We start from the raw sequence: 21,355 nt of genomic DNA on the forward strand, positions 1-21,355 counted from the left end.
AAAAATGTTGCACAAAGCATTCATGAATGTACACTGGCGAAATTAATTGTCAGTGGAGCGGATGATGAAAAGTAACTACGGTGGAGTGGATGAAACTGCGCGCAGAGCGAATGCTATGTTGCGCAGCATGAGTGATGACATTATCGATAAGCGCCAGGAATTCGGTCTCGATCAGTTCTATCAGACGTTCACACGTAATGCCGTGGCCAACCTGCCTAAGCTCAGCCGCCGTGCTGTTGAGCAGGCCATTGAAGAAATGGAATCCAAAGGGCATGTGTTTGGTAAAAAGGATGCCGGCAATGCGAAACATTACGCGCTAACTGTTCAGGACGTTGTTGATATCTACGCTCACCGGAAGGTGCCAAAATACCGCGATATCCATAAGGGCGAAGGCCCGTTTGTGATCTTCGTCGTCAATCTCAAGGGTGGGGTGTCTAAAACGGTCAGTACCGTGACGCTTGCTCATGGATTACGCGTTCACCCTGACTTACTGCAGTATGATTTGCGCAATCTGGTTATCGATCTGGATCCGCAGGCATCCAGCACCATGTTCCTGAATCAGGCAAACAGCATCGGATCGATTGTCGAAACTGCCGCTCAGGCCATGCTAAATGATCTTGATGCGCAACAGCTCAGAGAACAAATCATTAAGCCAACCATCATTCCGGGTGTGGATATTATTCCGGCTTCCATTGATGATGGGTTTGTGGCCAGTCAGTGGGATCGCCTGGTTCAGGAACACCTGCCCGGCGTACTGCCTTCTGAAGTCCTGCGCCGAAACATTATCGACAGGGTGGGAAGCGACTATGATTTCATCTTTGTCGACACCGGGCCTCATCTTGACGCATTCATGCTTAATGCCATTGCGGCAAGCGATCTGCTTCTCACGCCAACACCGCCTGCGCAGGTGGACTTCCACTCAACCCTGAAATATCTCACCCGCTTACCCGATATGCTGGAGCAGCTGGAAGAGGAGGGGATTACACCGCGTATAAAAGGGAATATCGGCTTCATGTCCAAGATGACGTCCAAACGTGATCATGAGATGACGCATGGGCTGGCCCGGGACGTGTTTACGTCTTACATCCTGGACGCCACGCTGCCCCGACTGGATGGGTTTGAGCGCTGCGGGGAAACGTTCGACACCATCGTCAGTGCCGATCCACAGTCATATCCGGGCAGTTCAGAAGCGCTTAAAAATGCCAAACGTGAAGCGGAACGCTTTACTCAGGCCGTGTTTAAACGGATTGAGTTCGTCAGAGGGATGCAATAATGAAAGAACTGAAGAAAATGGGACGCACCCTGGGTAACTCCAGCTTCAGCAAAATGCTGAGCGAAACGGAAAGTGCCCGTACTTTTACCCTTAAATCCGGTGCCACCGCGCGGTTTACGCTTACCAAGATTCTGCATGATGACATCGAAACGCAGACTTACGTGGATGCCACGATTAACGGCCGCGATCAGGCCTTTTTAACTGAAGAATCCGTCAGCGATATTTCACGCACCATTAAACTGCAGCAGTTCTTTCCGGCTATTGGCCGTGAGGTAGACGGGCGTATTGAAGTCCTGGACGGTTCACGCCGCAGGGCCGCGTGCCTTTACAGCGGTATGCCATTTGAAGTGTTAGTGACGAAAGATGAGCTGTCGCTTTCAGACGCCCGGCAGCTGGCCATCGACATTCAGACGGCAAAAGAGCACACACTGCGTGAACTGGGTAATCGCCTTAAGCTGATGTACCCGGAGCATATGAATCAGTCTGACATTGCTGCTGCGGAAGGGCTGTCGCCGGCAAAAGTCACGCGTGCTTTTCAGGCGGCGTCGGTACCCGATGAAATGATTGCGGTCTTTCCCTCCGTCGGCGAGCTCTCTATTAACGACTATAAGACCTTACTGGATATTGCAGAGAAAGCGGCGAGCAGGCAAATCAGTGTCCAGGAACTGGCTGAGGGCGTGCGTGAACGTATTGCGCATGATGCGCTCACTGAGCACGATGATCCGGCTGTTAAGGCAAAGATTATTGGTTACTTTCGTGCAGCCAGTGCTGAACCTAAGTCAGCGCGTGATGCAAAAAAAGTCGTGACCGAAAAAATAGCGGAATTCAGCGATAAAAAGCAGTTTGCGCGGAAAAAAACGGACGCCGAAAAGCGCCTTGTGACGTATGAGTTTTCGCGTCTTCCTGCGGCCTGGCAGGCAGAGCTGGATGATGCGGTGAAAGCCGTAATTGAAAAGATGCTCGCAAAATAATTTTCAATCCAGCGTGAAAGAGAAGGGGAGTTACTCCAGTGAGTATCTCCCCTTTTTATTGGATACCCACCAAAAAACCTCTCTAACCTGCTGTTATATCTCGCCAATCTGGGAAGATTTCAAACTGAAATTCCCATCCCTGAATATCCTGTTTCTGCACAGCATAGCATTCACAGTTGACTCAACAGCACAATCTGCCTGGCCCTGAATCCTCAACGTTCAGCTTAGAGAGGATCATCGATCAAACGTGCAGGAGTGATAGGGAAACTCACAATGACCACTTTAATGGCGTTACACCACTCAAGACGCCATATGGTCTGTTAACTGGAACCGCTGTTCGTTGTCCACAGCTTGAATGATAGGAGAAGGGATATCTGTCGCGTCTCAATGTACAACTTAATGGAAAGATCTTGTCCGATCGTTGTGATGGCCGTGCTGATAACGTTGCTTTCTATATCTTATAGGTCTGTGAAAAAAACACACAATCAAGCCTGATAAAATAAAAATATTATTTAATAACAGTTGATTAAAAGATAAGTGGGAGCATTTTTGGCATATCTTTTTGCAGTCCTATACGACCAGGGTTTTTATAAGCGAGCATAATGTTGGCTCCTCTTCCTGTGACATTACTGCTGAGTAATCGTTTAAGAGAATGTCTGACGAATTAGTAGTGAGCACGAAACCCCTTTCAGACAATATCAGAGAGGTCCCGCATAACTTTTCTTTTCATAGAGTGAGGGTGATACCCCATAGCACCTCAAGGCTTTCACCAGTACATAAATGCAGGCTGGTTAAGAGTGGTCTACAGCGACGGTTTATCTGCAGCAGAGATCGGCTGTAAATGACCCGTTGATGATTGCGCGGGTATACCTGTTAAGCAAAAAGCCCTTAGAGTTATCCACTTATCCACGCGATAGATCCCAATAAATTGATCCTAATGAGATCCTTTATAGATCCCAAAGAGATCCCCGATCGCCGCAGGCCGCACCAGCTCTGGCCTGAAGAGGGGTCCGCATAAGCTATAGCAAGTAAAATATAAGCTATACAGAGATCACAATAAGCTATAGAAAGTAAAATATAAGCTGTAATTAGGAAAACACATAAGCTATAGTGAGTTTATCGCTCATTTCCCGTTTTGATTGTGGATAACTAATCTGATTGCCTGTCAGAGGGTTACTTCGATCATTGGCGAGTTGTTATCTAACAATTCACAATCCGGATCGGTTGATCATGCTCAACGATCCTCTGAAACGTGTGCAGGAACGCTTGTGGCCAGCGACAATCTTGACTTAACAAAGCTTTTTGAAGAAAAAGACACGAAATCCGGGGAAATCGTAACCCTGACGCCGAATGCCAATAATACCGTGCAGCCGGTGGCACTGATGCGCCTGGGCGTATTTGTCCCTACGCTTAAGTCGTTAAAAAACAGCAAGAAAAACACCTCTTCAACAACCGATGCGACCGAGGAGTTGACGCGTCTGTCACTTGCGAAAGCGGAAGGTTATGAAAAGGTTGAGATAGTCGGCCCGCGCCTGGATATGGATAACGATTTCAAGACCTGGGTCGGGATCATCCATTCCTTTGCAAAGCACAAAGACAAAGTCATTGGCGACAAGGTACAGCTCTCATTTGTAGAGTTTGCCAAGCTCTGCGGCATCCCCTCAAGCCGCTCCTCAAAGCAGCTCAGAGAGCGTATCAGCCCGTCTCTGAAGCGTATTGCCAGCACTACCATCTCTTTCTCTTCAAAAAGCGGCGACGACGCAAAAGAATACATCACGCATCTGGTCCAGTCTGCTTTTTACGATACCAAAAAGGACATTGTTATCCTGCAGGCTGACCCGAAGCTTTTCGAGCTCTACGAGTTTGATCACAAGGTGTTACTGCAGCTTAAGGCGATCAACGCGCTTAAACGCCGTGAGTCCGCTCAGGCACTTTATACCTACATTGAAAGCCTTCCCAAGAACCCGGCCCCGATCTCCCTGGCGCGCCTTCGCGAAAGGCTGAATCTGCGCTCTCCTGTGTTTTCGCAGAACCAGACAGTGCGCCGTGCAATGGAGCAGCTTAAAGAGATTGGTTATCTGGACTATAGCGAAGTTCAGAAGGGACGCAGCGTCTACTTCCAGGTCCATAATCGCTATCCAAAGCTCAGAGCGCCCAAGACGGAGCAGCTGGAAGCACCGAAGGCAACAGCGAAAACAAAAGAGCCACTCGATCCGCAACTGCAGGAAAAGATTGAACTTCTTGATAAGCTCGGTATTTCACTTCAGGATCTGGAGAAGATTTTTAAGTCTCAGTAACACATAAGCTGTGATGAGTGGTTCTCTTATCAGGAGAGCAAAGAATTCATGAGGCTGTAAGTACAGTCTTATAGTAACTCGCTGAATTTTATCAATTTTAGAAAAAACACTCACTACAGCTTAGCTCTGTGGTACAAAGGGCGCGTTTTACTCCTTATAGCTTATATCTATGTGTTGAGGAGTAGGTGTTACTCACTATAGTTTATATAACCTCTCCCTCTGAAGATTCTTACTCACTACAGTTTATAAAGAACGCAAATTACCGCTTATTCCACTCACTACAGCTTATGCAGTAATGGCGAGTAGCTGATTACTCACTACAGCTTATGACTAACAAGTCAGAGTCTTTCTTGCCTGAGCTTATCCTGCTGATTTTTAATGGTTTATATGCCTTTCCGGCTTCACCGCTATAAAATAGCAGAACTTACATCACTCACTATAGCTTATGTTTACTCACTATAGCTTATGATCCTGCCAGAATAGCTACTCTCTATAGCTTATATAAGCTATAGAGAGTAAAAGCACACGTTAAACACCCCATAGCAGCACACGGACGTAAGGTCTTTTGCGAGTCTTTTTATGGTTTTCAGCAGGAAGGAATTTATGGTGTGAAGCGATAAAAACAGGAGTTGGTATCTTGCTTAATGAGTCGGCACTTTAAAAGAGACCTCGTCATGAGGAACTATTCATGCAGGATCATCCCTGAAGCCAAGTTTTTTTTCCGGCTAACGTCATGAACGTTGCTGCTGCGCTCCCGCCAGGCTTATTGACTGAAACAGTATCAAAAGCCAGAACAACCGTTCAGCTCGACAGTTCACCTTGTTAGCAGTGCTCAGGAAGCTGACGGTAATGAGAGGATAGATAAACATAATGCTTATTCGCAGCCATACGTATACAGCTATCAACGCCATAACTTATGTTCCATAGCGTAGGCATCACTCTGGCCGGGCCTACGCATTCAGCGCATGCTCAGTTTTTGCCGGCCCTACAGCTCAACAAAATATCGCATACCAAATATGCCCCAGTAACTCTCAAGTTAAACCATGATTAGAACAGCAACAGACGGGATAATATTTAATCAGAATAGAACGGCGTGCTGAAAGCCTAAGTCTGGTTGGATCAAGTGGTGAACCGCCATAATTTTCATGGGCATATACTGCATGAGGTCGTCAACAAAAAACCGGAGTTAGGTTGTAGTTACTTTTCAAAATAAGTTTAAATTTCAATGCTTAACAATGGTCTATCGCTGTCTGCAGCGTTAATACAAAATGAAAAGTTGTTGGTTGTACTCACATAACACTATTAACAGTCCGATATGCCCAAAAGCGCTTATGGCGTGGTAGAAAATGCTGCCACTACTGTTCTTTGATAAAGAAGGGGAGAAGACCGTAATCGAATTTATTGATGTCAGTGGATCATTTTGATGACGCATTAGATAAACCCAACTAATATATAATTCATTGTCAGTCAACGAAGTAAACTCAAAATGTTATGGGGATGTTATAAAAGAAGTGTAAAGCTGACTATTGTCTACTTTGTGTGATTTTGGCGAATCAATTGATTTATAATTGACCACTTTTTTATAATATATATAGAAAAAGCTTAATTTTTAGATTTTTATGCTAAATTTATTCTTTTTTCTGAATCTATATCTGTAATTTATATTGTACAAGTGCATATTTTCTCAACCTAAAATTGCTTTTTTTATAAGCAGGGTATTAGAAGTAATTGCGCAATATTTATACCATTCAAATATATCTATCTGATATTGAGTATATTTTGCATTATAAAAATAGTTTTTGGTATTAGACCTGTTCAGAATGGCGATCCCATAAGTAAAATTGATATCTATAAGCGGTTTTGATAGTTTGAATGCTCTTAAGGCCTTAGCTAATTTCGATTATGAACCGAATTTATTTATATCTTGTACTTGCTGCATCTGTGTCAGCCCTGGCGACTGACATGATTGTTCCGGCTCTACCTGATCTGCAAAAAGTTTTTCAGGTTGATTATTCACTTATTCAACTTTCGATTAGCGGCTTTTTAATCGTTTATGCTATCAGCCAGCTATGTGTTGGCTTTTTAGGCGAAAGGTTAGGGAAAATAAAAACGATAACGGCAGGTTTTATAATTTTTTCTGCTGGCAGCCTGCTGTGCTTTATGGCTAAAGATATCTATTTGCTTATGGCAGGAAGGTTTGTACAAGCCGTAGGTGCTGGTGCCGGACCGGTATTATCCAGAGCGATTGCGAAAGATAGTTTTCCCGCTGATAGATTAAAAAAAGCGCTCTCCGACATTTCTTCTGCAAGCGCTGTAGTTCCTCTGCTGGCACCACTGGCAGGCGGGGCAATGCTGGGTTATGTAAGCTGGAACTATATATTTTTAACGATGTTCATTTTTGGTGTGATTACAGTAATTATTGCCCCGAAAAACTTACCTGCCGCAAAAGAGATAGCTGAAGAAGATAAAGGCAGCTTTTTGACAAAGGAATTTTTTTCGGGAACGGCTTTAGTTTCTTTGATCCTCAGTTCGCTTTTTTGTTTCATTACGCTGACGCCTGTGATTTTTATTGAAAATTTAAAATTTACTCCTTTTCAATACTCACTGGTCTTCTCGATTTCTGTTCTTTTTTTCATAGCAGGAAATCAGGCTTCAAAGGTTAACGCATTCACAAACCCATTTTTGCTTTTTGGCGTCAATGTTCTGTCATTATTCCCTTTGATTATCGGGGAGGCTGAACCTGTTTTATATATTATATCGGCTATATTGTTCAATTTTACGTTAGGTGCATGTTATCCGATAGCGCATTTTACTGCACTACAGATCAAAGGAAAAAAGACAGGAATAGCTTCCTCATTGACGGGTTTTACTCAAACTGTGTGTGCAGGTCTTATTAGTTATTGTGTGACAAAATCCACTTCTTTCGGGATTGGGTTTGAAAAGGTGATGGGGATAAGTGGATTATCCCTGGCGGTTTTATCATTACTGGTAGTTAGCTATTTAAGGAGAGCGAAGTGCAGAACTGGCAAAGAAACAAAATTGAGAAATCCGTAAAATATCAGACGCGTGTTTTTTCGGAAAACATCAATGAGTTAATTGTCACTGAGAGAGAAGGGAAGAAAATCAGACTCGACGATGGCAGGGAAATGATCGAGTTTGTGTCTTGCTCTTATCTGGGTATCGAAACGCACAAAAAACTTAAAGTGGCTGTATACGAAGCGATGGAGCGGTTTGGCGTTCAGTTGTCGGTGGCAAGAACGCGAATTAAACCAGACATATTTAGCAACATTGAAAGTAAACTAAGCGCCATAATGAAAGGCGCCTATACGCTTACCTTCAATGCAGTAACACCTTGTCATATCGCGGTTTTACCATTACTGGCATCAGGAGCATTGCCAAAATACACTTTTAGCAATAAGCCGTACTTCATCCTTGAAAAAACAGCACATGCGACATTACAAATTAATCGGGGATTGTTGCAGCAGTTTGGCGATGTGGTACGTATAGACTTCCAGGATCATAAGAAAATTGAAGATGCATTCAAGTTTGCTTTTGATAATGGCCTTACGCCGATATCTATCTCCGACAGTGTTGGCTCCATGGGTGGCGTTGCGCCGGTTAAATTACTCACGCAGCTGATCAGTCAATATAACGGTTATGCTTATATCGATGATGCGCATGGAACTTCTATTTTCGGCGAAAATGGCTCCGGTTATGTAATGGAATGCCTCAATAACAAGCTGGACGACAGAATTATCATTGCAGGATCGCTGTCTAAAGCTTTTGGTTCACATGGGGGATTTATTGCATGCAACTTCGAAGAAACCATTAAGTTCATTAAAACCTACGGGACCACCTACGCATTTGGCGGCCCTCCTAGTTTACCGGGAATGGCGGCATGCCTGGCCGCTGCTGATTTACACCTTGATGGTACCGTTGCAAAGAGACAGGTGTTATTACAGGAAGTTATTGCATATTTTGACGAAAAATTTGCTGATACTGAAGTTATCAACAGAGGTACAAGAATGCCGATACGAGGTATTCTCATTGGTAATGAAGATACAGCTATCACGATGTGTAAAAAGATGCACGAGCATGGATTCGCTACTACTGTGGCGATGTTTCCTACGGTTGAAGAAGGGAATGCCATACTGAGGTGTGCTATTTCTGCATTACATGAAAAAGAACATATCGATCGTTTCCACAAATGCTTTAAACTAGCATACAACGAAGTAATGTAGTCAGGCTTTTGCCCGGCCTTTGCCGGGCATCATTGATAATGGAATATGATGAAAAATATCACCGGGCTCAGCCATGGAACAGCCTTAGTGGTTGCAACGATAGTGGGTGGGGGCATGTTTGCGCTTCCTCTGGCTCTTGAAAATGTATGGTTCACAAAAGGAGTGATCACGCTAGCGATCTCAGCATTTTTCATGCTGCTTACCGGACTAATGCTGGTCGATGTAAATCTTAGATTCCCATCCGGGACTAGCTTCCATACTTTTACAAAAGATCTCTTGGGTCACAGGGCAAGCCTTGTTATTAATGCAAGCTTTCTGTTTGTTCTCTATTTGATAACGTATGCCTATATATCTGGTGCTTCATCTGCCTTTTCCGGTGTGCTTAACGAGATTTTCGGCATTAATGGTACAACGTGGTCTGTTTTGCTGGTTACTTTTTTGGTTTCATCTCTGATTTACATGGGCGGGACTTTAGCAAGCTACGTTATTTCTTTTTTCGTTGCAGCTAAGTTTATAACCTTTTTTCTTGCTACTGGTGGTTTAATTGAAAGCGTCAAGCTTCAATATCTAAGTGATAACCCAGTATTGAATGGCATATCTTCCCTTGCCTTGGTAATTCCTGTTTGTATTATAGCGTTTGGTTTTCATGGGAGTATTCCATCGCTAATAAAAATTTATGGGAAAGCCAATTATAAAAAAGTTGTAGGAAGCTTATGCGCAGGAGTCTTTATCTCGGCACTCATCTATTATTATTGGTTAACCATATCTATGGGAGTGGTTGATAAGGCTACTTTCTCCGAGATTAAAGTTGCTGGCGGTAATATAGGCCCTTTTATCAGAATGATTGAAGGAGCGAAAGCGGCAGCATCAATGGAAATCATTCTGGTTTTCTTCGCGATGTTTGCGATATTATCTTCCTTGCTTTCAGCTTCATTAGGCTTGTGTGACTACTTTCGAGATCTGTTGAAAAGTCGGATGACGAAAGAAAAAGGAATATTACCTGTTCTTTTGACGTATTTACCGCCAGCTCTGTTTTGCATAATCAAGCCGGATGGCTTTCTGCTTGCCATTTCCTATGCTGGCATAGCACTTGTTATATGGGCAGTATTACTGCCACCGGTTTTACTTCTTGTGGCCCGAAAAAAATGTCTTGAAGCGACCTATAACTTTCCTTTGAGCAATAATGCATTAAAATTATTTTTGGTTATTGGTACGATAATGTGGATTTTAATGGTCTCAGAAGTTTTCATCCACTGACAGCTTATGCAACATGGATAAAAGGAGAAGAAAACATGATTACGTCGTACAGGGCAGGCCTTTATGTGTTCGGGCTTTCCCTGTCTCATGATGCTTCCTGCATAAGCAATCAGTAATGCAATATCCATGCATCTCTGTTTTTCCAGACTAGAATGAGTGGCAAAAAGTTATTTGAAAATTTGTTCGTTGTATACCTCTAAGCACGCCTCTAATCCGGTAAGGGATATTCAGATTTAAGTGATGTAAGTCACACTTGCTATTTTAAAGGGGCTAGTCCCTGAGCAAAGGGGGCATCTCATACCGGCCGGGGTGACCGGCCGATCTAACAGTCCCCCGGAAGGTTCGCCGGGCCTGAATGTTTACGTCAGAACCCGACATTTACGCGTATCATGACCATCTGATCGCGCGTGAGCTGTGCGTCCAGGCCCAGCGTGCCCTGATAGGCGATGCCCGGGGTAATGCCATAGGGCAGCAGAAAATCAATACCGGTTCCCAGCATGACACTCTGACGGCTCGGTTCCGTCAGCGCTATCTGCCAGGTATCATTACCGGTATCCGCGTACCCCATCCGCGCTTTTCCGGTATCAGTCAGACGCTGGGCATATTCAAGTCGGCCCTGCAGGCGTAATGCGCCCCAGCGTACGGGGAGCATACGCTCTGCGCGCAGACCTGCACCGCTCGTGGCCTGTGACACCGTCTGCGGAGCGAAAGCAAGGTTATAGACACCCGCGCCGGTCTCGCTGAAACCGTCAAACCAGGTCCGGTAATACTGCAGACGGCCGTAAGGCGAGATAAGACCCTCGGCCGAGCGAAACTCGTAGCCTGTCGTCAGCGAGGTAAATACCTGCCGTCCTGAACGGCTGCCGCGGGCGACTGCACCGGTATCGCTTACGGCACGCCGGCTGTCAAAATCCATCAGGCCGTGGCCCAGCAGTCCATCCACAAAATATGCACCAGGATGATAGCTGCCATACAGAGCGGTGCTGAATGCCCGTCCGTTTGCCCGCGTACCGCTGTCACCAATGTCGCTGACGTCGCGTCCAAAGCCTATGCCCATGCCGGCTGTGAAAGCGGGAGTGAACCAATAATCTGCGCCAGTGGTGATGCCAACGGTGGTATGGCTGAAGCGGATACCGTCAGCCCGATCTCCGCCAAAATCCACATAGCCACCTGTCCAGTATGAGAGCCGCTGGATTTCTCCATTGCCGGAGAAGGGAAGCGAGGGCAGGGCAGGCGATTCCGGACGTTCATTCTGGAAGGCTTTCTGCTGCTGCCAGGCGGATGCCCACATGTTCCGATCGGCATCATGCTCGGGACGTGCCGATGGCATGGCGAAACGAATGCCGCGCATGTCAGTGGGCAATGCGTTGCCGGCATGCAGCTGCTCCAGGCGATCGCTGAAGTTGCTCAGCTGCGCGCGTGCAAAGTTCTGGGCGGCCCGAAACTGTGCGCTGACCATGCCGATCACATCTGCATTGCGTGAGGGATCCGGGCGACCGGTAACAGACAGCAGTATCCGGGCAGCTGCAGTCGTGCCAGCAGGGCTGTTTAACACATAGCGAAGCGCAGCAGAACCGCTGGCCTGCGCCGCAGCGGTGAACTGCAACTGATAATTCTCGCCGGAACGCACTATTTTCGCCGAGCCCAGATGACTGTCCGGTTGATCCAGAAGCTGAGCGCCGGTGAACGGGCCACCCGTGGCGCCTGCTGTCAAATCGATAGTCACCGACTGCCCTGCGGCCAGCGAGACGCTGTGGTCGACCGCGGCGGGAGCAGCCGGGGCGACTGCAAGCGTGTAACTGGCCTGCTGCGTTAACCCCGCCGCGTCCGTCACCTTAATAACAAAAGCACTGCTGCCGGTCTGCACAGCCGTACCCGAGAGCTGTCCTTCAGCAAAAATAAGGCCTTCAGGCAATTTTCCGTCGTACTGCCAGCGATAAGGTGGGGTCCCTCCCGTGACGTTAAAGGACTGCGCGTAAGATTTTCCGGCCGTTGCCTGAGGCAACGTTCCCGCGGCTGGGCCCAGCGCCAGGGTATCCGCCACTGCAGGTTTGACCGACAGGGTATAGCTGGTGGTGCCCATGCTGCCCTGACTGTCAGTGGCCGTAATTTGAAACGCGTAATCGCCTGTAGCAGCGGGTGTGCCCGCAAGCTCCCCGCTTACTGTATTCAGCGTAAGGCCCGGTGGCAGTGCCGTTGCGCTGAAAGTATAAGGCGCGGTTCCGCCTGACACCGTAAGTTTCTGGCGCCAGGCATTGCCGGCTGTTGCCCCTGGAAGCTGACCTTGAGGCGGTGAGAGAGTCAGTAGTACGGGTGTTATGGTGAAGGTAACCCGGGCGGCAGCCGACGTTCCGCTGCTGTTTGAAGCCGTGTACGTGAAGCTGTCATTGCCGGCATAACCTGGGGACGGGGTGTACGAGGCGCCCGTCCCTGTCACGACCAGGCTGCCGTGTGAGGGCGAGGATATTATCGTGAGTGAGATGGCCGTTCCGCCAGAAATGTTAAGCGGAACCGGATTGTCGCGGCTGTTTGCTGCCACTGTCGCTGTACTGTCACGCGCCAGCGGGGAGGCATCGCTGACGGTCAGGACATAGCTGGCATTGCCGGTGGCGCCATAAGTATCCGTTGTGGTGACCTGGAAGCTGTATCTTCCTGCTGCCGCTGGCCTGCCGGACAGCGTACCCGACGCGGCGTCAAGCGCAATGCCTGGCGGCAGGGAAGTGCTGGTCCAGGTGTAAGGCGATGTCCCGCCTGTGGCCGTCAGCGTCTGCGTCCAGCTGCTCCCTGTAATTGCAGGCTGTAGTGAACCTGATGCGGGTGTAAATATCAGTGCCGGCGGGGTCACCGTGAGTCTTACCGTTGCGTCAGCAGATGAACCGCCGGAATTTGATGCACGCCAGATAAAGCTGTCGGTACCAGAAAAACCTGCCGCGGGCGTATAGCTCGCCGTGGTTCCGCTGATTGTTACACTGCCATGAGCAGGCGAACTTACAAGCGTAACGGCTGACGCATTTCCCCCGGTCAGGGCAAGCGGAATCGCATTGTTATTACTGTTCGCGGCCACTGAGGCTGTGCTGTCTGATGCAGTGGGTGCGACCTCGGCCCTTGATATGCTAAGAGTATAGCCCCCCGTCGAGCCGTCCTGGGCCGTGACAACAACAGAAACACTGGTTGTGCTTCCTGCGGTCAGGCTGATGCTCTGTGACGGGGCGCCGGAGGTCACTACCGAACCGTTAACCGTTACCGTAGCGTGGCTCTCGTTCACAACAGGTGTCACTGTCACAGATGAAACGCTGCCAGACACGGATGCACTGTAGGTACTGGTAGAGGCGCTGAATGACGGTGACAGCGTTCCTGAAGAGAGTGTGAGGCTTGCAAGCGTCGCATCGGCAGAAGACGCTGAGGCACTGGTACAGTTAAAAACCAGATCACTGATTTGGCCATGTGACGTAGTAGCACGGACGGCAAGGCCGTTGGTTTGCAGACTGCCGGCAGGGACCGTAATAGTGACAGAATGCGATGCGCTGCTGGTGGAGTTGGTCGCCGCATTATAGGTCTGAGCATTACTGAGGTTGTACTGCGCCAGACTGACGCTATCCGCGTTCATCGGGCTTCCACCACTGGCAGCACCACTGTCCGTAAAGCTCAGTGTCAGAGCATCACCTGAAAGAAAATCTGACGCCGGATATCTGTTGGCGCTGAAGGAGAGCGACGTAGATCCTGATAAAGCATTGACGGCTGCACAGCCATTCGACAGTGCAAAGGCGGCTGGCGCCGCTGAAATCAGTAAAACAGCTGAGAGCAGCCGGGCAATCATACCCGGGGAACGAATGCAGAAAGTCATGGGCTATCCATAGAGCATGTGAACAGAACGGTTCTTGTGCAGCTACGTTAGCAGGAGGGCCTCAAATACAACGTGGGGAATAATGCAGGGAAAGGAGGCTATAACGCCTGTTTAAAGGACCATGGAGAGATACAAGTCTTCATAAGACAGCGTCAGCAGCCTTGAATAAAACGATTTAATACTAAGGTACAGCATGAAATTATTATGGGTGAAACTATTTTTCTCAAATAATAGTTATAGGCTTATTATTCCTGAAGCAAACGATATCCTGCTATTGCCCTAATTAGGATAGAGTATCCTTTTAATACAAGGCACAATATTTGCAACATGGTGTAAAATATTTTAATCTTAAATTATAAGGCTGGAAAATAAATGACATTGTTTACAACTAATGTAGTTTTCAAAGGGTAGGGATAAGATGAAAAGTGAAACAAGTCAGAAATGGCTCAGGAAAATACGCCCATGGTTTCTATCACTATTAACGCCAACGCTAATTTCAACAGTTATAGCGACATTGTTTATTTGGGCGCATCTGGCCCGTATCGGTCGACCTGAACTTTTTTTTGATAGCGTCAGTTTTTCGTCACTTTTGAGCTATCTGATGGTGTTTGCCTGCGTCAGCGTTTTTCTATTTTGTGTGATTTTGTTTACACCTTCACTGTTAACAGGACTGTTTATATATAGTGATATTGATAGCAGCGAACAATCGAAAAACCTAACAGAGAAAAATATTCGTAATGTTTTTCTGACATCAATATTGTCTGCGCTAATTTTTTTTGGGTGGTTTTTTATATCGAATTTTTCCACCCGGATATTAACGCCAAAGGTTCCAATACAATTAGGATTGGTCTGGCTCTGTAGTATTTTGATTTCAGTGTATCATCACGCCCGTCTCACCCGTACCCGAACGAGTCAAATGGGCTTTAGGAAGAAAACCGGAATTGTTCTTTTTGCACATGTTCTGCAGCCTGCACTTTTTGCCCTAGCGGCCAGTGTCTGGATATTCCCGGTTGAGCTATTTCTTCGCACACTGGAATTTCCAGAGGGTACAAGTGAAATCAGACAGGCACTGACCATCATTGCCATCTCAATGGTTCTTATCATTTTTTCTCTAATACCGGGTGTTGTGTTTTTAAGACTAAAAGGACGCTCTGGTCTGCTCTACAAACTTGCGATAACCGGCGGCATTATGGGAGCTATTCTATTCGTAATATGCTTGTTTGTACAAATGGTACCCGCCATGATCTTGACGATGTTCCTGAGAACATCGGGAATAATTGACTTAAGTCCTTACATTGTTGCCGTGCCTGTCAATTCATATCCGTCAGAATATTTTAGGGAAAAAGGCTGGAAAGGTGCACGTTCAGAAGATGGCAGATTTTATCTGCTTCAGGCAGTTAAACTTTATTCTTTAGGTAATATCCGACTTATTTGTCCGTTGAGTGTAATAGAGCCATGGAAGAAAAGCCTCAAATATCAGGTCTTAGACAAAGACTATGACGACAGTACACGCGGAGAACTGCAGGAAGCGGTTACCCACTGTCGCAGAGTGGCGGGTAATGAACTTCTGACGCTTGAGCATTTACCTGAGAAGAAAGTGGAGAGATCTTAGTTCTTGCGGCCATGGTCTTTAGCTCATTTCGGCCATGGCTATGTTGATGTTTTATAATGTCCAATCCATATCTCAACGAATAAAGCGTTGTGTGATTTCATTGGACAGTCATTCAAGCCGAAGCTTCACGTGCGCAGAGAGATGGCGTTTCTATTGGCTAAAGTAGGTAAGAATCATGCCGTTGCTTATAAGCTCAACTCGGCCGTCCGAGTACTGCTTGGTATACAGAAATTTACCAACCGCGCGGCGGCTATCATTGCTGTCTTCCAGTAATAACAGCTTTTGATCGTACCAGAGCGTTAGCGCTTTCAAGACCTAGCGCGGCTCGTGTCAAGTAATATCTAGTTGAGGTCGTAGTAAGCATCGAGCGGCGGTGGACACCCAAGTCGTGCCTCGATGCCTTTGCGAAACAGCGGTTGTAGTCAGCCATAAATTCAGCGGCAAACGCGTTAGCCGCATCCTGCGTACTGGTATCACGAAGCCTGAGCTCCTTGACCAGCCGATCCTGCAACGTCATATGCGCACGCTCCACGCGATCCTTGGCAGAGCTGATGTTGGCGCAAATGCCTGTGATGTTCAGCTCGTGCATCGCGTGTCCGAACTGTGTCGACTGCCGCCGCCAGCCATATTTTTGTTGTTTTTGCGAAGACGCTAGCTGTATCGCTGTAAAACACATATGGCTTACCGTGCTGTTAAAGATAGCCGCGCGTTGCTTCAAAATACGTGAACGTGAACTCAGAACAATAGAGTTCGCAGATGATCTGAATCGCACGTGCAGCCAGTCCATCGGGCAGCTGGTAGTAGCTGAGTTTTCCGTGCCGACGATCGGCCATACCCAGCGGGCCGTGTGCGCGGCAGCAGTCGGCGACAGTGCCGGTCGGAAATACCGAGACACTCAGCAACGAGATCTGTTGTCAGTCGCGACACCGTCCTGAATCACTTTAAGCCGGTTAACGTTGTTCATCGTAAATAACCCTGCACCAGAAGCCGCCATATCAGGGTCTTCTATTCCGGGAGTATGTTTACTACATGTTTTTGCACACTAGCTTCCTCATACGGACAGGCAGAGGAGAAGATCATGGACGAGTTGAAGAAAAAATTTGAGGTGGCGGAGAAGGCGATTGCCGTTCTGACGAAGCTTTCGTTCTGTTTGGGCAGCGCCATTTTTATGGTGTACTGTGCGCTGAACGGCGGGTTTCCAGACAGCCTGTCTCTGGCGGACAGCCTGCGCATCTTTTACATCGTCACCGTATTCTCGCTGGGCACGCTCTTCGTCTACTTCTTTCTGATGTGCGTGGGGCTCTCCTTCTATCATCTTGTTTATCGCTTTGCGAACGTTTCCCTTATCAGGCGTGGGTTTAACGGGCTTGCAGAGAAGAGCAGGTTGGTTCGAAATAAAGCCGGAGTATTGCGGCGAAAGTTTGCTGCGCTTCGCGGAAGGCGCTCCGAGTTTTACCGGACATACAAACGCCCGCGACCTTTTATCTATCACGTCGTGTTTACCCCGGCGGCCGGCCTTTTTCATTCCTTTACGGTGATTACGCTGGTTGTCATTGCGTTCGCGGTTCAGCACGACAGGATACTCTGGTATATACGGCTTGCGTGTGCCGCGCTCCTGCTGGGTCTGTGGTTCATCGTTCTGGACGTTAACCGGCAGCGCCGGGGACAGATGAAGTTCGTGCTGTCCGGACCGGAATCGATCGTGAGAGCGGAACGGGACATGCGCGCCGGGAACCTGGCTATTACGTTTCTTTTCCTGACGGCTGTGACGTTTATGCTCGGGCTGTTTACCGATACGGCCAGCCAGACCATGCGCGTGCTGGGGTTTCGTCATGACAGTGTGACCGTGTATGTCAAAAAGGAATGGAGTACCGTGCTGGCGCGCCACGGGATCAAAGGCAGTGACGCTGAGCTGCCACCTTATGCATCCCGTCATGACAACGTCACTGTGGCCCTGTCCTCGTTTGGTTCCTCAGTTACGCTTCAGTTTCATAGTGATAAAGACCCGCGCACGCAGACGCTTCGCGTGCCGGCTACTGAGGTGCTGATCGATCCTCTACATTCTCCCGGTGGTTCGAAAGCTGTGTCTTCTGTCAACTGAATGAGATGGCATAGCTGACGCTATGCCTGCTGGCTGCGATGATAGAGTTCAGTCACCCAGGGAGAATGTCTCCCCGCTTTATAAATCATGTGCAACTCAGTGCGGGGACGGGTAACGCCTACATAAAACAGCCGCCGTGCCTCACGCAGGGCGTTATCTGAGGCGAAATCGCGTTTACCGGGGAAATCATAGTCATTGACCCCAAACATAATGGCCACATCAAACTCTCGGCCTTTCGCACTGTGAAGGGTGCTCAGGGTGACACGTCCGGTGCCTTCCACTTTACCGGCAAATACGGTAAGAGCCATATCCAGCCCTGAAGCAGGATCGGTTCGTTTCAGTAGTTCAGTCACTACGTCCCATTCCGACTGCGGGTTCTGCGCGATGGCCCGCCAGCCGGAAATAAGTTCTTTGTCGAACCTCCGAAGCCACTCATGGGCAGTTTCAGCTTCGTCAATGCCGCTTCGTAAAAACTTGATGAGCTGTACGGTCAGAGTTTGCACTTCATGGCGGCTTGCGCGACGAGCATAAACCACAGAGAGGGCCTGGCTCAGGAGCTGATTGAATGCAGGGGACGCCTCTTTCCATCCCCCTGTAACCCACTGGCTACAGGCTTCAACGAAGCGGGCAAGTCGGGAAGCGCGTTTTATTAACGCATTCCCGTCAGTGCGGATCAGGGGGATATTTTCGGCCTTAAGCGCATCCGCAACTTTATCGCCGAGCCAGGCTGCCCGGTAAAGCACTCCGATGCGCTCTGGCTGAAATCCCCGGGCAGTCAGGGAAGGAATTAAACCCTGAGCGATGTAACTTGCATGGGCTTCATATTCACCTCTGATTCCGTGAAAACCAATTTCCCCTTCAACGCTTCCGTCTGGGCCGCGGTAATTACGCTCTTCTCCCAGCGCACCCATTGACGCCCTGATAATTTTTGCGCCGGAACGATAGTTGAAACGAAGGCGGAAGGTTTTCACCTCTGCCCGGGCAACCAGACTGTCCAGCAGGTGCGGGTTTGCACCATTGAATCCATAAATAGACTGATCGGCATCACCGACCGCAAACAGCCGTATTCCACCGTCAAAGCACAACAGCAGCACAAGCTCATGAAGGGCATGACCCAGATCCTGATATTCGTCCACGAATAAGACGGGATAGCGCGCCCGGATTGCATTACGGATCCAGGCATGCTCCCTGATCATACGGAAGGCGATGAGTGGCATATCATCAAAATCAATCAGGCCAGAACCCCGAAGCTGGGCTTCATACGTTTCGATGAAGTCTGCCAGCTCCGGGTTGGTATTCCGCCAGGAGGGCAACAGCCTGTTCACGTCACGGCGCCGCTTCTCTTCTGCAAATTTCCACCGGGCATGAGGCTCCTCGTTAGCGCCGAATTTTGCAAGATAAGCAGCCTCAACCGCAGCTCGGCACTCATCCCGCGTCGCCACCCGAAAATCACTGGGTAGCAAGCCTGGAATACAACGCGAGTAGGGGATTAACACCTGGGTCAAAGCAAAGCTGTGCACGGTACCAATAAAGTTTCGATCTCTGCCGTCAATGCCAAAGCAGGCCAGGCGTTCTTCAAGTTCAGATGCACACTCATTATTGTAGGTAATACAGGCCACACCGCGAGGGTCAGAAACATCATCCATGAGGGCACGCGCCATGGCGGTTGTCAGCGTTTTAGTTTTTCCACTACCCGGTCCGGCAATGACAACACAATGACCTTGCGCGGTGGCAGCGTCATATTGCTCTTTGTTCGGCAGAAGCTCTTTAAGCGCCGCTGACAGCGCGTGCCGGTCAGACATTGGACACCACATACTGAATCGCAGCTGCAATATACTCCGGTGGTGCCAGTCCGGGCGCTTTTTTCTTCAATTTCGCTGCCAACCGGCCCTTGCCAATATCAGATATCATCGCGAGAAGTTGTGCAGGATCCGGGTTCTGACCAGCACGCCATGATGCAATCCTGGATGAACGTAACGCACCAAATCCCTGTTCATCGAGAATATCCAGCAGGGCGGCTTTAAGGCCAGTGGTATTGCCCACGGCGACTTCAAACGTCTGGTCATTCAGAAATACACCAATACTTTCGAAAGCAGGTTTGCAGTCTTCATACGAACGGTTGTTGAGCCAGATAATATTCCCGGGTGTCAACTCATTCACTTCGTCAGAAACGCTGCCATATGCTTGCCAGATAGATATTGCACGCATTTTACCCAGTGGTTGCTTCGTACCATCGAGTGGGTCCCAGTCAGTGATAACGGAAAAAGGCAGTCCGAGACTGGCAGCCAGCTTTACGTAGGGTTCAAAGTTAATGCCCGCTACGTTACATACCGTGATCCCAAGCTGGTCGAGATTGTGCCCCATCGCCTGTGCGAAACCCGGAAGTAGAACCTCTTCAGCATCACCTTCAACAAATATAACTCCGTTCGCAAAAAGCAATTCCGACCTCGTTGCCGTCAGATATCGTTCAATGTCGTCGAGTTCGTCACTGGTTACGGGCAGTTTGGCCAAGGAGAAAGCCTGCGAGCGCCCATCCGTGTCCCTGCAAAGGCGAACTATTGAACCGAGGGGAGCGATGGTTGCCAGCGTGGGGGAATGGCTCGTTACAATAAGAGATTGCGCTTCATCGGCATTATTGAAGAGCTTGTCAAAAACAGCACGCTGAAGCTGGGGGTGCAGGTGTGCTTCGGGCTCTTCAATACAGAGCAGAGAGAAATTACGTTCATTTTTTTGACGTCGCCATGCAAACTCAGCAAGCTTAAGTGATATCAGAGCCACATTCGCAGAACCCAGACTCGCTTCCGTAATGCCTCTCTTTCCGTCATCAATAAACATCGAGATTGAACGCATTAATCTGAGCGGGTCAGCTGGGGCAAAACGAAGGCGAGCATCTAAATCATGGGCCGTGCCTGCCAAGTCTAGAATGCCACCACGCAGAGAATCTTCCAGATTCTTAACTGAAGGAAACTTCTCCATGGTTTCCGTTGCTGCCTGAAGTTCAGTTGCAACGCGATCTAAATCGGCCCGGCTCAGCGATGCGAATGCATCTTCTAGCAAAGGGCGCAGCGGGGAGTTTCGCCAGGAAGCAAGCTGAGCCTCGGCATCGCGCAACGCGTCCAGCATATCAATGGAGATCCGACGCCTGACACGTCCGGGAACCGTGCGCGATTCCTGACCTCCGCCAAAAACAATAAACTCACAGTCTTCACCCGAACGAGGTGAGCCATCAACGTCTTCCTTTTTACGGAAAACGTAGCTTAACCTGGCTACAGCCGGATCCTCTGCTATACGAAAATCGGTCAACAGCGCAGACAGTGAAAGGTCACCGTCAAAATCGGCGAACTCAAGATGCACTTCAATCTCAGGGTTTGCTGCAAGGTCGCAGCCATCCCAGAAGTCTGACAGCTTGAGCTGCCTGGCTGAATCAGGCAGCGTTGGGTCAATTACCAGGCGAATCGCAAGCAGCAGATTGCTTTTGCCAACGCGGTTTTCGCCCAACAAAACAATGTTACCACTCAAAGGAATCTCTACCGTCTCAAAATTCCGGAAGTTCCTTATCCTTAAATTAGACAGATACATCATTAACCTTTTTTAGTAAGTAAGATTGAGCTGACGCTCGCGTACCTTGTTATTGAATCGCCACGGATAATCTAGACACTTTCGAGCCGTTGATAATATTTGTTTTCGTATTCAGTTGGTGGCATCTGATCGCTCGAGCCATGCCGACGCTTACTGTTATAAAACATTTCGATGTAATCA

Annotated in this window: 13 protein-coding genes; 8 read left to right on the forward strand and 5 right to left on the reverse strand. The window is 48.4% G+C overall.

Features of this window, described 5'->3' with window-relative positions:
- Positions 1-64 precede the first annotated feature (64 nt).
- From C1Y43_RS20115 to C1Y43_RS20145, 6 genes are all read left to right on the forward strand, one after another.
- Complete coding sequence (locus C1Y43_RS20115) at positions 65-1,273, forward strand: AAA family ATPase (RefSeq protein ID WP_065647942.1); 1,209 nt, start codon at positions 65-67, stop codon at positions 1,271-1,273.
- The gene (locus tag C1Y43_RS20120) at positions 1,270-2,244 is read left to right on the forward strand and encodes a ParB/RepB/Spo0J family partition protein (RefSeq protein WP_104189445.1); all 975 of its coding nucleotides are present in this window, start codon (positions 1,270-1,272) and stop codon (positions 2,242-2,244) included. Before C1Y43_RS20115 ends, C1Y43_RS20120 begins: the two co-directional genes overlap by 4 nt.
- A gap of 1,268 nt (positions 2,245-3,512) precedes the next feature.
- Positions 3,513-4,541 (forward strand): RepB family plasmid replication initiator protein, encoded by a 1,029-nt coding sequence (locus C1Y43_RS20125; RefSeq protein ID WP_104189447.1) that lies wholly within the window; start codon positions 3,513-3,515, stop codon positions 4,539-4,541.
- 1,902 nt (positions 4,542-6,443) lie between these two features.
- A complete protein-coding gene (locus C1Y43_RS20135) occupies positions 6,444-7,595 on the forward strand; it encodes an MFS transporter (RefSeq protein ID WP_104189451.1) in 1,152 nt (383 codons plus the stop codon).
- A complete protein-coding gene (locus C1Y43_RS20140) occupies positions 7,556-8,782 on the forward strand; it encodes an aminotransferase class I/II-fold pyridoxal phosphate-dependent enzyme (protein ID WP_104189453.1) in 1,227 nt (408 codons plus the stop codon). The genes C1Y43_RS20135 and C1Y43_RS20140 overlap by 40 nt, the downstream gene beginning before the upstream one ends.
- Positions 8,783-8,827: 45 nt before the next feature.
- Positions 8,828-10,039, forward strand: a complete 1,212-nt coding sequence (locus C1Y43_RS20145; RefSeq protein WP_104189455.1) for an aromatic amino acid transport family protein — start codon at positions 8,828-8,830, stop codon at positions 10,037-10,039.
- Between the two features lie 364 nt (positions 10,040-10,403).
- Here C1Y43_RS20145 and C1Y43_RS20150 read toward each other — a convergent pair whose 3' ends face one another.
- Positions 10,404-13,883 carry an autotransporter domain-containing protein gene (locus C1Y43_RS20150; protein ID WP_104189457.1) on the reverse strand — a complete coding sequence of 1,160 codons (3,480 nt, stop codon included), beginning with the start codon at positions 13,881-13,883 and terminating at the stop codon, positions 10,404-10,406.
- Between the two features lie 418 nt (positions 13,884-14,301).
- On the opposite strand from C1Y43_RS20150, the gene C1Y43_RS20155 reads away from it, so the two are divergent.
- Complete coding sequence (locus C1Y43_RS20155; protein WP_104189459.1) at positions 14,302-15,495, forward strand: hypothetical protein; 1,194 nt, start codon at positions 14,302-14,304, stop codon at positions 15,493-15,495.
- Between the two features lie 253 nt (positions 15,496-15,748).
- Here C1Y43_RS20155 and C1Y43_RS24195 read toward each other — a convergent pair whose 3' ends face one another.
- A complete protein-coding gene (locus C1Y43_RS24195; RefSeq protein WP_233209866.1) occupies positions 15,749-16,282 on the reverse strand; it encodes a hypothetical protein in 534 nt (177 codons plus the stop codon).
- 291 nt (positions 16,283-16,573) lie between these two features.
- Here C1Y43_RS24195 and C1Y43_RS20165 point away from each other — a divergent pair, with 291 nt between their 5' ends.
- Entirely contained in the window at positions 16,574-17,596 is a 1,023-nt protein-coding gene (locus C1Y43_RS20165) for a hypothetical protein (RefSeq protein ID WP_104189461.1), read from the forward strand.
- 20 nt (positions 17,597-17,616) lie between these two features.
- Here the strand turns inward: C1Y43_RS20165 and C1Y43_RS20170 are convergent, their stop codons facing one another.
- From C1Y43_RS20170 to C1Y43_RS23730, 3 genes are all read right to left on the reverse strand, one after another.
- Complete coding sequence (locus C1Y43_RS20170; protein ID WP_104189463.1) at positions 17,617-19,398, reverse strand: ATP-dependent helicase; 1,782 nt, start codon at positions 19,396-19,398, stop codon at positions 17,617-17,619.
- Complete coding sequence (locus C1Y43_RS20175) at positions 19,391-21,178, reverse strand: AAA family ATPase (RefSeq protein ID WP_348770979.1); 1,788 nt, start codon at positions 21,176-21,178, stop codon at positions 19,391-19,393. Before C1Y43_RS20175 ends, C1Y43_RS20170 begins: the two co-directional genes overlap by 8 nt.
- A gap of 68 nt (positions 21,179-21,246) precedes the next feature.
- Positions 21,247-21,355, reverse strand: a 109-nt coding sequence (locus C1Y43_RS23730) for an IS3 family transposase (RefSeq protein WP_146068640.1), incomplete at its 5' end; no start/stop codon positions are given.

The sequence above is a fragment of the Pantoea sp. ICBG 828 genome, from assembly GCF_002928355.1.
Taxonomy (GTDB): Bacteria; Pseudomonadota; Gammaproteobacteria; order Enterobacterales; family Enterobacteriaceae; genus Pantoea; species Pantoea dispersa.

Bases quoted from the DNA above. Each gene is read 5' to 3' on its own strand.
- C1Y43_RS20115 (WP_065647942.1), top strand. From the start codon at position 65: ATGAAAAGTAACTACGGTGGAGTGGATGAAACTGCGCGCAGAGCGAAT.
- C1Y43_RS20135 (WP_104189451.1), top strand. From the start codon at position 6,444: ATGAACCGAATTTATTTATATCTTGTACTTGCTGCATCTGTGTCAGCC.
- C1Y43_RS20145 (WP_104189455.1), top strand. From the start codon at position 8,828: ATGATGAAAAATATCACCGGGCTCAGCCATGGAACAGCCTTAGTGGTT.
- C1Y43_RS20150 (WP_104189457.1), bottom strand. From the start codon at position 13,883: ATGACTTTCTGCATTCGTTCCCCGGGTATGATTGCCCGGCTGCTCTCA.
- C1Y43_RS20155 (WP_104189459.1), top strand. From the start codon at position 14,302: ATGAAAAGTGAAACAAGTCAGAAATGGCTCAGGAAAATACGCCCATGG.
- C1Y43_RS24195 (WP_233209866.1), bottom strand. From the start codon at position 16,282: ATGGACTGGCTGCACGTGCGATTCAGATCATCTGCGAACTCTATTGTT.
- C1Y43_RS20165 (WP_104189461.1), top strand. From the start codon at position 16,574: ATGGACGAGTTGAAGAAAAAATTTGAGGTGGCGGAGAAGGCGATTGCC.
- C1Y43_RS20170 (WP_104189463.1), bottom strand. From the start codon at position 19,398: ATGTCTGACCGGCACGCGCTGTCAGCGGCGCTTAAAGAGCTTCTGCCG.
- C1Y43_RS20175 (WP_348770979.1), bottom strand. From the start codon at position 21,178: ATGATGTATCTGTCTAATTTAAGGATAAGGAACTTCCGGAATTTTGAG.